The organism is Methylomonas methanica, from assembly GCF_001644035.1.
In the GTDB taxonomy this organism is placed as follows: Bacteria; Pseudomonadota; Gammaproteobacteria; order Methylococcales; family Methylomonadaceae; genus Methylomonas; species Methylomonas methanica_A.
In genome coordinates, this window is sequence record NZ_LUUG01000053.1 from 89,280 (window position 1) to 103,095 (window position 13,816).

At 48.7% G+C, this 13,816-nt stretch carries 15 protein-coding genes; 14 read left to right on the forward strand and 1 reads right to left on the reverse strand.

Annotated elements, in window-relative coordinates; all coding sequences use genetic code 11:
- The first annotated feature begins 90 nt into the window (after positions 1–90).
- Positions 91–327 carry a YgaP family membrane protein gene (locus tag A1332_RS06880; protein ID WP_064007810.1) on the forward strand — a complete coding sequence of 79 codons (237 nt, stop codon included), beginning with the start codon at positions 91–93 and terminating at the stop codon, positions 325–327.
- Positions 328–387: 60 nt separating this feature from the next.
- On the opposite strand, the gene A1332_RS06885 is transcribed toward A1332_RS06880, so the two are convergent.
- Positions 388–828, reverse strand: a complete 441-nt coding sequence (locus tag A1332_RS06885) for an FxsA family protein (protein ID WP_064007811.1) — start codon at positions 826–828, stop codon at positions 388–390.
- Positions 829–900: 72 nt separating this feature from the next.
- Here A1332_RS06885 and cutA point away from each other — a divergent pair, with 72 nt between their 5' ends.
- The 13 genes from cutA to fcl all read left to right on the forward strand — a co-directional run bounded on the left by cutA (position 901) and on the right by fcl (position 13,781).
- Positions 901–1,218, forward strand: coding sequence for a divalent-cation tolerance protein CutA (gene cutA / locus A1332_RS06890; protein ID WP_064007812.1), 318 nt, complete (start codon positions 901–903; stop codon positions 1,216–1,218).
- Positions 1,200–3,416 carry a protein-disulfide reductase DsbD gene (locus A1332_RS06895; protein WP_064007813.1) on the forward strand — a complete coding sequence of 739 codons (2,217 nt, stop codon included), beginning with the start codon at positions 1,200–1,202 and terminating at the stop codon, positions 3,414–3,416. Before cutA ends, A1332_RS06895 begins: the two co-directional genes overlap by 19 nt.
- A complete protein-coding gene (locus tag A1332_RS06900) occupies positions 3,413–3,940 on the forward strand; it encodes a TlpA family protein disulfide reductase (RefSeq protein ID WP_064007814.1) in 528 nt (175 codons plus the stop codon). The genes A1332_RS06895 and A1332_RS06900 overlap by 4 nt, the downstream gene beginning before the upstream one ends.
- Positions 3,941–4,052: 112 nt before the next feature.
- Complete coding sequence (aroQ, locus tag A1332_RS06905; RefSeq protein WP_064007815.1) at positions 4,053–4,514, forward strand: type II 3-dehydroquinate dehydratase; 462 nt, start codon at positions 4,053–4,055, stop codon at positions 4,512–4,514.
- Positions 4,504–4,938 carry an acetyl-CoA carboxylase biotin carboxyl carrier protein gene (gene accB / locus A1332_RS06910; protein WP_020482568.1) on the forward strand — a complete coding sequence of 145 codons (435 nt, stop codon included), beginning with the start codon at positions 4,504–4,506 and terminating at the stop codon, positions 4,936–4,938. Before aroQ ends, accB begins: the two co-directional genes overlap by 11 nt.
- Before the next feature lie 20 nt (positions 4,939–4,958).
- Positions 4,959–6,302 carry an acetyl-CoA carboxylase biotin carboxylase subunit gene (accC, locus tag A1332_RS06915; RefSeq protein WP_020482567.1) on the forward strand — a complete coding sequence of 448 codons (1,344 nt, stop codon included), beginning with the start codon at positions 4,959–4,961 and terminating at the stop codon, positions 6,300–6,302.
- A 65-nt stretch (positions 6,303–6,367) separates the two neighbouring features.
- Positions 6,368–7,252 carry a 50S ribosomal protein L11 methyltransferase gene (gene prmA, locus A1332_RS06920; protein WP_064007816.1) on the forward strand — a complete coding sequence of 295 codons (885 nt, stop codon included), beginning with the start codon at positions 6,368–6,370 and terminating at the stop codon, positions 7,250–7,252.
- A gap of 4 nt (positions 7,253–7,256) precedes the next feature.
- Entirely contained in the window at positions 7,257–7,901 is a 645-nt protein-coding gene (locus A1332_RS06925) for a zinc-ribbon and DUF3426 domain-containing protein (protein WP_064007817.1), read from the forward strand.
- 6 nt (positions 7,902–7,907) lie between these two features.
- The gene (locus A1332_RS06930) at positions 7,908–9,104 is read left to right on the forward strand and encodes a class I SAM-dependent rRNA methyltransferase (RefSeq protein WP_064007818.1); all 1,197 of its coding nucleotides are present in this window, start codon (positions 7,908–7,910) and stop codon (positions 9,102–9,104) included.
- Between the two features lie 179 nt (positions 9,105–9,283).
- Positions 9,284–9,811: a hypothetical protein gene (locus A1332_RS06940; RefSeq protein ID WP_064007820.1), complete on the forward strand. Its 528-nt coding sequence runs from the start codon at positions 9,284–9,286 to the stop codon at positions 9,809–9,811.
- Between the two features lie 185 nt (positions 9,812–9,996).
- Positions 9,997–11,598 (forward strand): VPLPA-CTERM-specific exosortase XrtD, encoded by a 1,602-nt coding sequence (xrtD, locus tag A1332_RS06945; RefSeq protein WP_064007821.1) that lies wholly within the window; start codon positions 9,997–9,999, stop codon positions 11,596–11,598.
- 82 nt (positions 11,599–11,680) lie between these two features.
- Positions 11,681–12,802 (forward strand): GDP-mannose 4,6-dehydratase, encoded by a 1,122-nt coding sequence (gene gmd / locus A1332_RS06950; protein WP_064007822.1) that lies wholly within the window; start codon positions 11,681–11,683, stop codon positions 12,800–12,802.
- 4 nt (positions 12,803–12,806) lie between these two features.
- Positions 12,807–13,781 (forward strand): GDP-L-fucose synthase, encoded by a 975-nt coding sequence (gene fcl / locus A1332_RS06955; protein WP_064007823.1) that lies wholly within the window; start codon positions 12,807–12,809, stop codon positions 13,779–13,781.
- Positions 13,782–13,816: the final 35 nt, after the last annotated feature.

Here is a 13,816-nt window from a genome sequence, read left to right on the forward strand (position 1 = left end):
TGCAGATTTTGAAGAGCTGTGTATATTTGCTTGCCTTTAAGGGAAAGCCGTGCGTCGGGACTAATAACTACAACACAGAGAGGATTGGAAATGAGCTTCGATTATAAACGTTTGATCAAATTTGAGCACAACATCGGCGAGAAAGATAAGAAAGTCCGCATGGTTTCGGGCGTGGTGTTGCTGGCCGTTTCATTGTTTACCGCCAGCATTCTGATGTTGTTGGTTGGGTTGGCTTTGGTTGCCACCAGTTATTCAGGCTGGTGCCCCGCATATTCCAGTATGGACAAAAATACCTTGGGTACCAATACGGCAGCCGATGGTCAATAAGCCTTAGCGGCTAGTTCCGAATCCGCGCCTTTGGCGCGGTTCGGATTCAAAAACATCTTGTTAATCCTGTTTGTTGTATTCGCCTTCAATAATGGTTTGCGAGTTTCGCGTTTGCTGAAATACCGAGCCTACTTGGGATTGCAGCAAATGATGCTCGATGATGTACTGGGCAATCTTTCTGCGTAAAGTCGGGATTAGGCAAGCAAAACCGAGCATGTCGGTGAAAAATCCCGGTGTTAGTAATAGCGCTCCTCCCACCAGTAATATCGGTCCTTCGATCATTTCATAAGCCGGAATTTCGCCTTGCGCCAGCCCTGATTGGAAGCGTTGCCAGGTAGCGAAGCCCTGCCGACGCAGTAGCCAAGCGCCCAATACAGCGGTAAACACCACTAATAAAATAGTGGGGAAGGCGCCGATCAAGCCGCCGACTTGCAGTAGCACGTATATTTCCACAAACGGCACGATCAAAAAAGCGATAAACAGAATTTGCATGGTTTTCATGGTGAGCTCGGTTGCGGTAAAAAGCCGTTAATACTAAGAGCATCTTGGTGCAATTTCCAGGATAATATCGCGATGTATCAATTGATTCTTTGTACCTGCCCGGATGTAGAGGTTGCCGACAAACTTGCCGGCACACTGATAACCCAAAAATTAGCCGCCTGCGTAAATATACTGCCCGGTGTGCGTTCGGTTTACGAATGGCAGGGCGAAATCGAAACCGCTCAGGAACATTTACTGCTCATCAAAAGTCATCAAGACCGCTATGCGGCCATTGAAGCGACACTGAAAAGCCTGCATCCTTACCAACTCCCGGAAATTATTGCGGTCGCGATAGAAAGCGGCTCGCTGGACTATTTGAAATGGATAGACTCATGCCTTGGCATCGACTGATTTTATTATGTTTGTTAGCTGTTTTTGTACGCACTGCGGCGGCGCTGGATAGTCAGGATTTTTTACCGCCGGAGCAAGCATTCAAGTTAACTGCCACCGCCGAAACCGCCGATAAAGTCGAACTGCACTGGCAGATAGTTGAGGGTTATCACCTTTATCGCGATAAAACCAAGTTCCAGTCGCAAACCGAAGCGATTCAGCTGGGCCAGGCAAGTATGCCGGAAGGCGTTACCGAGCATGACCCGAGCCTAGGCGAAGTGGTGGTGTATCGGAACGCTCTTGATGTGGTGTTGCCGCTGATTAATCAAAACCGTGAAACCCAATTAAAGCTGCTGGTCAAGTACCAAGGTTGTGCGGATGTCGGCGTTTGTTATCCGCCGCAAAAAGTGCTGCTGGATGTGGCGTTGCCTGCGGCTCAGCCCGCTGCAAACAGTGGGGCGCTTAACCAGTTTGTCAAAGGTCTAAAGGGCTTGACGCCTGGTTTGTTTTCCGAAGAATTATTGCCGCCGGAACAAGCGTTTCAGTTTTTTGCCAGTCTGAAAGACCCGTATACCGTGCAAGCGAGCTGGCAAATTGCTGAAGGTTATTATCTGTACAAGGATAAGTTGTCTGTTAAATTGCAGGGCGCCACGCAGACGCAATTAACACCTTTACAGCTTCCTGAAGGGGCTGCGTACCACGACGCTGAGTTTGGCCAGGTGCAAATCTACCGTAACCAGGTCAGCGTCGATATACCGCTATTGCGGGGCAGTTCGGCAGCTGAAACGATCAAGTTGCTGGCAAAGTTTCAAGGTTGTGCCGACCGTGGGGTCTGCTATCCGCCGATGCAAGCCGAAGCGAGTTTGGACTTGCCGGCTGCGGACGCCTTGGCCCCAGTCAAGCCGGCTGCGGTAGCCGAGTTGTCGGAGCAGGACAAAATCGTCAATGCTTTGCGGCATGATAGTTTAGGGCTGACTTTATTCAGTTTTTTTGGATTCGGTTTGTTGCTGGCCTTTACGCCGTGCGTGTTTCCGATGATTCCCATTTTGTCCGGGATTATCGTCGGTCACGGTGACCGAATTGGCACCCGTAAGGCCTTTTTGTTGTCCTTGAGTTATGTGTTTGCCTCGGCCTTGATGTACACCGTATTTGGTGTACTGGCAGCGTTGTTCGGCAGTAATCTGCAAGCAACATTTCAAGAGCCTTGGGTGATCGCAGTGTTTTCCGGCTTGTTTGTGCTTTTATCGCTATCAATGTTTGGTTTTTACCATTTGGAGTTGCCCAAGTCCTTGCAATCAGCCTTGCATCACTCCAGCGATAAACATCGCGACGGCTCTTATCTGGGCGCGGGGATCATGGGGGCGCTATCGTCGCTGATCGTCGGGCCTTGCGTGGCTGCTCCGCTGGCGGCGGCACTGATTTATATCGGTCAGACCGGCGATGTGGTGTTGGGCGGTTCGGCATTGTTCTTGATGGGGCTGGGCATGGGCGCACCGTTGTTATTGCTGGGCGCATCAGCCGGAAAACTGCTGCCCAAGGCCGGTGATTGGCTTAATGCCACCAAAGCGGTATTCGGCGTGGCGATGTTGGCCGTGGCTGTGTGGATGCTGTCGCGGATTTTGCCGGCAGCGGTGACGATGTTTTTGTGGTCTTTATTGTTGGTTATTCCCGCTATATTTCTTGGTGCCATCGATCCGCTGCCGGAATCGGCCACGGGTTGGCGTAAGCTTTGGAAAGGGCTGGGTATCGTCATGCTGGTGTTCGGCATATTGCAGCTGATCGGCTTGAGCGCCGGAAACAGCAATCCGCTAAAACCGCTACAGGGTATGGGTTTGAATGCTCAAGCGCAGCCGGTTGAAGGTCTTAGCTTTCAGCGAGTGGCGTCGGTTGCGGAATTGGAGCAACGCATCCAGCAAGCATCGGCGAGTGGCAAACCGGTGATGCTGGATTTCTATGCCGACTGGTGTATTTCCTGTAAGGAGATGGAGGCCTATACCTTCACCGATGCACAGGTTAAGCAACAATTGGCTAATTTTGTGGTATTGCAAGCCGACGTTACCGCTAACAATGAGGCAGATAAAGCCTTGTTAAAACGCTTCGAGCTGGTGGGGCCGCCGGGCATTATATTTTTCGGTACCGATGGCCGGGAACGGGCCGCGCAGCGCGTGATTGGCTATCAGGATGCCGCTACTTTTCTAAAAACTTTGCAACAACTATGAATAAAAAAATCATACTGATAGTCGTCGCCATTGCCTTTATCGCGTTAGCGGCCGGTCTGTTTGCCAGACAATATTTGGTAGTCGCCGAAACCAGTAAGCCGGCCCCGCAATTGAACTTTAGCTTACCGGACCTGGCGGATAAGCCGCAGTCTGTCACGCAATGGCAAGGGAAGATATTGATTATCAACTTCTGGGCAACCTGGTGTCCGCCATGTTTGAAGGAAATTCCCGAGTTTATAAAGCTTCAGGATGAATATAAAGACAAAGGTGTGCAGTTTGTCGGCATAGCCATTGAGGATAAACAGCCGGTAGAAGATTACCTGAAGCGTATCAAGATCAATTATCCGGTGTTGATTGGCGGCGAAGGTGCAACGATGTTGGCTCAACAGCTGGGTAATGTAATCAATACCGTGCCGTTCACGGTAATCATTAATCAACAAGGGCAAATCATGCATCATCAGTTAGGCGAACTGACGCGAGAGAAAGTGTTGGAAGTGATTGGGCCGTTGTTGACGACAAAATGACTGAAAAGTCGCTAAAACGCGGTCTAATGAAGTGAAAAGCGGTTTATCTGGACAAAAACCTACAAATTAGGCAGAATTCCTATTTATTTAGTATTTTTGTTCAGCATCGGCAATGGCAAACCTCACTGTTCTCAATGGACCCAATTTAAATCTGTTAGGCGTTCGAGAACCAGGGCTATACGGTGATAGAACATTGCAGAGCATTCAGCAGGCTATGGAGCAATTGGCCCAAACACTTGGGCATCAATTAAGCTTTCTGCAAAGCAATGCCGAGCACGAAATTGTTGAACAAATACATCAAGCGTATCGGCAGGGTGTCGATTTCATCATTATCAATCCTGCTGCATTTACCCATACCAGCGTGGCCATTCGCGATGCCTTGCTGGCAACCAAGATTGCATTCATAGAAGTACATTTATCGAACGTGCATGCCCGTGAGCCTTTCAGGAAGCATTCGTATTTTTCGGATATCGCCCTCGGCGTTATCTGCGGATTGGGGGCGAACGGTTACGAATTGGCTTTGCAAGCCGCTCATCAGATATTACTAGAGAGAACTCAGAACAATGGATATTAGAAAAATAAAAAAACTGATTGATCTTATCGAGGAATCGGATATTGCTGAAATAGAGATTCGCGAAGGCGAAGAATCAGTGAAAATCAGCCGTTATTCGGCGGCGGCGCCCGTGCAGTACGCAGCGCCTGTTGCAGCGCCCGTGGCGGCTGCGCCTGTTGCGGCGGCGGCTCCAGTTGAAGAAAAAGTCAGCGGTCATGTGGTTAAGTCGCCCATGGTCGGTACTTTTTACCGTTCGGCGTCACCCGGTTCTGCATCGTTTGTCGAGATTGGTCAGTCGGTCAGCAATGGTCAAACCTTGTGCATTATCGAAGCCATGAAAATTTTGAATCAGATCGAAGCGGATAAAAGCGGCAAAATCAAACAAATTCTGGTTGAAAACGGCCATCCGGTCGAATACGGCCAACCTTTGTTCATCATCGAATAACCGACAAAGGGGCTGGACTAATGTTTGAGAAAATTGTTATCGCCAATCGCGGCGAGATTGCTTTGCGCATTTTGCGGGCCTGTCGCGAATTGGGCATTAAAACCGTGGCTGTGTATTCCGAAGCGGACCGCGATTTAAAACACGTGAGACTGGCCGATGAAGCGGTCTGTATCGGACCGGCGGCGTCCGCCGGCAGCTATTTGAATATTCCGGCGATTATCAGTGCCGCCGAAGTGACGGATGCCGAAGCCATTCATCCCGGCTACGGCTTCTTATCTGAAAATGCCGATTTTTCCGAGAAAGTCAGTCAAAGCGGCTTTGTATTTATTGGTCCTAGACCTGAAACCATTCGCATGATGGGCGACAAAATCGCCGCAAAAAAAGCCATGCAGGCTGCGGGCATTCCTTGTGTGCCGGGTAACGGCGATCCTTTGGGCGAAGATGAGGAAACCAATCTGAAAATGGCGCGGGAAATTGGTTATCCGGTCATTATCAAAGCGGCCGGTGGTGGTGGTGGTCGCGGCATGCGTACCGTGCATACCGAAAGCGCGCTGCTGAATGCGATTGCGATGACCAAAGCCGAAGCCGGTACTGCGTTCGGCAATAGTACCGTCTACATGGAAAAGTTTCTGGAAGATCCGCGCCATATCGAGTTTCAGGTGTTGGCCGACTCGCACGGCAATGCGATACATTTGGGCGAGCGCGATTGCTCAATGCAGCGCCGCCATCAAAAAGTCGTGGAAGAAGCCCCAGCTCCAGGGATTACCGAAGAACAACGCAAACAGATGGGTGAGCGTTGTGCGCTGGCTTGTCAGGAGATCGGCTATCTGGGTGCTGGTACTTTCGAGTTTCTTTACGAGAAAGGTCAATTTTATTTCATCGAAATGAATACGCGGGTGCAGGTCGAGCATCCGGTCACCGAGATGATTACCGGTTTCGATATAGTGAAGGAACAGCTGCGGATTGCTGCCGGCGAGCCTTTGTCGATAACGCAAGAGCAGGTGAAGTTTACCGGTCATGCGATCGAGTGCCGTTTGAATGCGGAAGACCCGAAAACCTTTATGCCCAGCCCCGGCGTGATCGATCAGTTCCATATGCCGGGCGGGCCCGGTATCCGTTGCGAAACGCACATTTATAATGGCTATAAAGTGCCGCCGTATTACGATTCCATGATTGGTAAACTGATTGCGCATGGCGACGATAGGGCGAGTGCGATTGCCCGGATGAAGACCGCGCTGAGTGAAATGGTAATAGACGGCATCAAAACCAATATTCCTTTGCAACAAAGCATTATGGCTGACGCCGCGTTCGCCCAGGGTGGGCAAAATATCCATTATCTGGAAAAGAAATTGGGTATCCATTAATTCGGCTTGGGCGAGGAGATTAGGAAAATGGCGTCTCCTTTCCCAGCTAAAAGCTTTATATAACTATGGCCTGGCATCAGCTTTCCGTTATCACCGACGAAACCACCGCTCCTGATATATCGGAGTTTTTCAGCGAATTGGGCGCGGTTTCGGTGACTTACAGCGATGCCGATGATGAGCCGGTGTACGAGCCGGCCATCGATCAAACCAAAATCTGGACCCGTACTCGGGTCACTGCCTTGTTTGAGCTCGATACCGATCCGGATATTGTACGCAACTTGCTGTTTAATCAATTTATCGGTCAGCCCTTGCAGGAATGGTTAGCCGAGGTTTTGCAGGATCAGGCTTGGGAACGGGCGTGGATGGAGCATTTCCAGGCAATGAAGTTTGCCAATCGTTTGTGGATTTGTCCCAGTGGCCAGGAACAGCACGAGCCGGGCACGGTTTGCATGACTTTGGATCCCGGCTTGGCGTTCGGCACGGGAACCCATCCCACTACTGCATTATGTTTGGAGTGGCTGGCGGGTAACGATATTAAAGACAAAGTATTAATCGACTACGGTTGTGGATCCGGGATTCTTGCCGTGGCAGCGCTGTTACTCGGTGCCAAGCAGGCGCATGCGGTGGATATCGATCCGCAGGCGTTGACCGCCAGTCAATACAACGCCGAAAAAAACCAGGTTCAACAGCGAATCGATTATTATCTTCCCGAACAGTTTTCCGCGTTTGCAGCTGATCTGGTACTTGCCAATATTCTCGCTAAACCGCTGATTGAGCTGGCCTCAACTATCGGCGCATTGGTCAGGCCGGGCGGGCAATTGGTTTTGTCGGGAATTTTGAGCGAACAAGCCGAATCTGTAGCGCTAGCATATCGAGAGCAGGGTTTCGTTGTTGCGCCCCCTGTCAGTCAGGAAGACTGGTGTCGATTGGACGCCTATAAACCTGACTGAATAGATGTATAGCCGATGTCCGCATTGCGCTAAGCAACACGAAGTTACCGTCGAGCATTTGCGGCAATCGCGTGGGTTTTTGGATTGTTCGGCATGCGGCAAATCTTTCGATGCGTTGCGATTCCTTAGTGAAGGTGAAGATGAGGTATTGGCGGATGAGTCGCCGTATCCGGGCGATCAAGTTTCAGAAAAGCGGCCGCAGACTCCGGCGGTTTGGTTTGGCGCAACCGGTTTGGTGTTACTGTTATTGCTGGCGCAAATTCTGTATTTCGAGGGCTATCGTTTAACTATGCAGCCGCAGCTCAGAGCACGTTTGGATAAAGTCTGTGCGATCTTAGCTTGCCGGGTGCCGACGTATAAAAATCTTGAGGAATTGAGCGTTTCGCATAGCAATTTGCAGGTTCGGAGCGATAGCAGCTATTTGTTTAGCGCCGTGCTCAGTAATCAAGCGCCATTTGCTCAAGCTGCGCCGGATTTAAGACTGAGCATGTTGAATTTTAATGGACAGGCAATTGCGGAACGGGTGTTTAGTTCTGCTGAGTACCTGCCGAGACCAATAAGTCTAGCCCCAGAGCAAACGGTCGAAATCCGTTTGGCTATTGTGGCGCCTGCCGCGCCAATTGGCGGTTACACCTTTACCTTACTTTAGGGCTATATGAGCTATCCGGAACTGTTTCTGAAAAAAAACGAAGACAAACGCCTGCGGCAAGGGCATTTGTGGGTGTTCAGTAACGAGGTCGATAGTCAGCGCAGCCCATTGGAGCAGTTTACGGCCGGCGACCTAGTCCTTGTCCACGATTCCGGCGGTAAGGCTTTGGGCATAGCCTATCTGAATCCTCATGCACTGATTTGCGCGCGCTTGTTGACGCGTAAAACCAATATCAAAATCAGTGAAAGTTTTTTTAAAGCGCGCTTGACCCAAGCTTTGGGTTTGCGTGAACGTTTGTTCGATAAACCTTATTATCGCTTGGTGTTCGGCGAAAGCGATGGCCTGCCGGGTTTGGTGGTGGATCGATTTGGTAGTGTACTTTCCGTGCAAGTTACCACTGCGGGAATGGAGCAGTATAAGGATGTGCTGGTCAAGGTCCTACTTGAGCTGCTGACACCAACGGCGATATTGCTGAAAAACGATAATAGTCAGCGCCAGTTGGAAAATCTGTCCTTGGAACCAGAGCTGGTTTACGGCGAGTTGCCTGAGCAATTGCTGATTGAAGAAAATAACGTGCGTTTTATCGTTAATGTGGCCGAGGGCCAGAAAACCGGTTGGTTTTACGATCATCGCAACAGCAGGGCGCAGTTTGCGCGAGCTTGTCATGGTTTAAAGGTGTTGGATTTATTCAGTTATGCCGGGGCCTGGGGCATTCCTGCCGCAATGGCCGGCGCTTCGGAGGTGTGCTGTGTGGATAGTTCTGAGAGCGCGTTGGCATTAGCCTCGGCTAGTGCCGAATTGAATCAGGTACGGGATAAAATGCAATTCGTGCGTAGTGATGTGTTTGAGTTTTTGAAGCAAGCACGCGAGCAACAACAGCATTACGACGCGATCATATTGGATCCGCCAGCACTGATTAAACGCAAAAAAGATTTCAAAGCCGGGTATGAAGCCTATCGACGCTTGAATCATTTGGCGTTACAAGTTTTGTCGAATAATGGTATTTTGGTCTCGGCATCATGCTCGCATCATTTGAGTAGAGATAATCTGCATGAAATTCTGCGCTCTTCGGCACGGCACATTGATCGGCATCTCGTGTTTTTCGGTAGCGGTAGTCAAGGTCCGGATCATCCGATTCATCCTGCCTTACCTGAGACCGATTATTTGAAAACCTTTTTTTGTGCAGTATCCAGCCGGCTATAGTCAATCATGGCGGATTCTAAGCCCAAATGCGGTCTTTGCGGTCAGCGGGTGTTGATTCCCGGATTCGAGCTCAATACTTTGCTGGGCCAAAAAAAATTTTGTTGCGAAGGTTGTCGCAGCATTTTTCAACTGCTCAATAGCGAGCAAATAATAATAACGACTCCAGAGGAGAAATAAACATGAAAGCCTGCGAATCTTGTGCAGACCGCGTCAATATCGGTTGCCATCATAAACAGATGCCGGTTATATCCAGAGCAATCGGTTTGCTGTTTATCTATTTGCCGATTTTGACCTTGCCGTTTGTGATTACCAGCGCTTATTTGACGTATTTCAGTCTGAAATTGGTCGGTGCGGAAAATGTTAAAAAATGGGGCGATTTTTTACCGGCCAGGGCGAGTCACCGTTATGATTTAAAAAACCAGATTACGATGGACGGGTCATTCAAATTCAGCATGGCGCAATCGAAATTATTCTGGATTTTGAATTGCACTTGGTATTGTCCGGTGAGTGTGGGCTTATTCGAATGGCATGCTTACTTGGTGAAAGTGGTGGAGAACTGGTGGTGCCCATTTACCCATGACCGTAAAAACAGCTACACCGACGGCGCTATCGATCAATCTTTTTGGCATATTTATCCGGAAGAAAAAGCTAAATTGAATGAAGAAGATAAAAGAAACCCGATTTTCACAGTCGATCCCGAAGCCTAACAGTGTTATTTGCCTGTGATGATGTGTCACCTGGCTTTAATAAAGCCGGGGGATAATAGTTGGATTTACCGGCCAGCGCTATTGCGATTGGCCGGGTTAGTAAGCTGGGCAAAATTTCCATTCCGCCTAACAAATAGTGCCGGGATGGGGCAAATTTAAACATCAATTCTTATTTTCGACACGGAATGAATACAGAGAATACGAAACCGGCCATTGTCTGGTCATTATGGGCTGCGGCTTTATTGCTGCTATGCGTGGTGTTCAGAGATAGCCTTATCGAAATGGCGACGACATGGACGAACGTCGAGGAATACAGTCACGGCTTTTTTATCCCTATCATCACCATTTACCTGCTGTGGGCGCGGCGCGGCGAGCTGGTTCTGGTTCAAGGGTTTAAAGCGTCGCTGCCCGGGCTCATTATTATCGGCTTAGGATTGATTCTGTTTATTCTGGGCGGATTGGCAACCATAAAAACCATGGAGCAATATGCGTTTCTGGTGGTTTTGACTGGGATGTTTGGCAGTGCTTTCGGGCTACGCGGGCTGCGTGTTGGTGCTATCCCCTTGTTGTTTTTAATCTTCATGGTGCCGTTTCCATCCTTCATCCTGAATAATTTGTCTTCAAAGCTGCAATTGATTTCATCCTGGTTGGGTGTCGAATTCATTCGTGCTTGCGACATCATGGTTTACCTGGAGGGGAATGTTATCGATTTAGGCAGTTACAAGTTACAAGTGGTCGATGCCTGTAGTGGCTTACGCTATTTGTTTCCGTTGGCCAGTCTGGCTTTCCTGTGCGCGTATTTGTTTAAAGGCCCGTTCTGGCAGAAATTGCTGATTTTTCTATCGTCAATGCCGTTGACTATTTTTATGAACAGTTTTCGGATAGGTGTAATCGGTGTCCTGGTCGATAATTGGGGTACGGAGATGGCCGAAGGCTTCCTGCATGATTTTGAAGGCTGGGCAGTATTTTTACTGTGTATGCTGCTGCTATTCATCGAGATGTGGATTTTTAGCCGAATTAGCGGTCGAAAGCTGGCAATGGGCGAATTGGTGCAGATTCCGGAAGAATGGAGTCACTCGGCGCGTCGAGATATTGCCGCGATTTTGAACAAGTCGGTTTTTGCCGTGTTGCTATTGCTTTGTATGGGCGCGGGTGCTTCAGAGGTCTTCAAAGGACGTGAAGACATTATTCCCGAGCGCAAAGCATTTCTAACCTTTCCTACGACGTTGGGAAATTGGCAAGGTCGCAATGACTATTTAACCCAGTTTTATCTAAACGAGTTGAAATTGACCGATTATGTTATTGTCAATTTTGTTCAGCCTGAAACCCGTAATAGCGTTAATTTTTATAGCGCCTACTACCAGTCGCAACGTAAAGGTGCCGTAGTGCATTCCCCACGCAGTTGTATTCCCGGAGACGGTTGGCAAATCAGCAGTTTCGAGCAGCGCGATTTCCCTGAATTGCAATTGGATGGGCAGGCATTGCAGGTAAACCGGGCCATTATCCAAAAAGGCGAAAGCAGGCAATTAGTGTATTTTTGGTTTCAGCAGCGTGGTCGGATGATAACTAACGAATATATGGTCAAATGGTATTTATTTTATGATGCCATCACTATGAATCGCACCGACGGAGCGCTGATTCGCTTGGTTACTCCCGTTGATAAGGTCGAAGATATTGCTGTCGCCGATAAACGGCTACATCTATTTTTAAAAGATTTGTTACCGGAATTACCTGCCTATTTGCCCGGTAAGGTAATTGAGCCAGTTTATTCGGCTTTACCGGGCTAAGCATTTATGATGTCGGCTTAATTGCTTGACGACTTTAAGACGGTTTTACGTCGAATTTGACTCAAAAGAAAAGGAGCTGTGAATGAGTAGAAAAAAAGCGTTGATCACTGGCATAACCGGGCAAGATGGATCCTACCTTGCCGAATTTTTGTTGGAGAAAGGCTATGAAGTGCATGGCATCAAACGGCGTTCGTCTTTATTTAATACCGAGCGCGTCGATCATATCTATCAAGACCCGCATATCAAGGATCCGCAGTTTTTTCTACATTATGGCGATCTGACCGATAGTTCTAATCTCACTCGTATTCTTAGCGAAATCCGTCCCGATGAAGTCTACAACTTGGGTGCGATGAGTCATGTCGCTGTATCATTCGAATCTCCCGAATATACCGCAGACGTCGATGGCATGGGGACATTACGGCTTTTGGAGGCCATTCGTTTTCTTGGCATGGAGAAAAACACGCGTTTTTACCAGGCATCAACTTCTGAACTGTACGGCTTGGTCCAGGAAATTCCACAGAAAGAGACTACGCCGTTTTATCCCCGCTCGCCTTATGCGGTTGCCAAACTCTACGCCTATTGGATCACGGTTAATTATCGTGAAGCGTATGGCATGTATGCGTGTAACGGTATTTTGTTTAATCATGAATCGCCGCGTCGAGGCGAAACTTTCGTGACGCGTAAAATCACTCGTGGACTCAGTAATATCGCTATCGGTCTGGATAAATGTCTGTATATGGGCAATATGGATTCGCTAAGGGATTGGGGACATGCCAAGGACTATGTGCGGATGCAATGGATGATGTTGCAGCAAGACCAGCCCGAGGATTTCGTGATTGCCACTGGGGTGCAGTATTCGGTAAGACAATTTATCGAAATGTCTGCTAAAGAATTGGGTGTGAGTATTCGTTGGGAAGGTGTTGGAGTTGACGAAAAAGGTTATATCGACGCTATTGTCGGTGACAAAGCGCCTGGTATGGTTGTCGGTCAAAACATCGTCGCTATCGATCCGCGCTATTTTAGACCTGCCGAAGTGGAGACGCTGCTGGGTGATCCTAGTAATGCCAAAAACAAACTAGGGTGGGTGCCGCAGATTACCTTACAGGAAATGGTGGCCGAAATGGTTGCTTATGATCTTGAGCAAGCGCAAAAGCATGCTTTGCTGAAAAAACAGGGTTATAACGTGGCGGTCAGCAGGGAGTAACAGTATGGTCGATAAGCAAGAAAAAATTTATCTGGCGGGCCACCGAGGTATGGTTGGCTCGGCAATTTATCGGCAATTGACTGAGGCGGGTTATCAAAACATCGTGGTACGGACTCATGCCGAATTGGATTTGACTGATCAAGCGGCGGTGCGGGAATTCATGGAGCAAGAGCGTCCGGATCGGGTGATTTTTGCGGCTGCCAAAGTAGGCGGTATCCACGCTAATAACGAGTATCCTGCGGAGTTTATCTATCAAAATTTAATGATGGAAGCGAATGTGGTTCATCAAGCTTGGCAAGTAGGCTGCAAAAGCCTCTTGTTTTTGGGGAGTTCTTGTATATATCCGAAATTCGCCGAGCAGCCTATGCAAGAAAGCGCTTTGTTAACGGGGGTTTTGGAGTCGACCAATGAACCTTATGCAATTGCCAAGATTGCCGGAATCAAGTTGTGCGAGTCTTACAATCGTCAATATGGCGCGGATTATCGTTCGGTAATGCCGACTAATTTGTATGGTGAAAACGATAACTTTCATTTAGAAAATAGTCATGTAATTCCAGCTTTGATCAGGAAGTTTCATGACGCGAAAGTTAGCAATTCGCCAACCGTCAGTGTGTGGGGTAGCGGAAAGGCTATGCGCGAGTTTTTGCATGTTGAGGACATGGCGGCGGCTTGTCTGCATGTGATGGCCTTAGACAAAGAGAAATATCAATCTTGTACGGAACCAATGTTGTCGCATTTAAATGTCGGGACCGGTGAAGACGTAACTGTTCGCGAATTAGCCGAAACTATCCAGGATGTCGTTGGTTATCAGGGGCAAATTAGCTGGGATATTACCAAACCGGATGGTACTCCACGAAAATTGATGGATATATCAAAGCTCAAGTCTCTGGGTTGGCAGCCGAAAATTGCACTGAAAGAGGGGCTTGATCGCACTTACCGATGGTTTGTCGAACATCAAGGCCAGTTTAAAGCGCAATAGCATTTATTGGGCTCGCATCCACGCTCGCGGAAGGT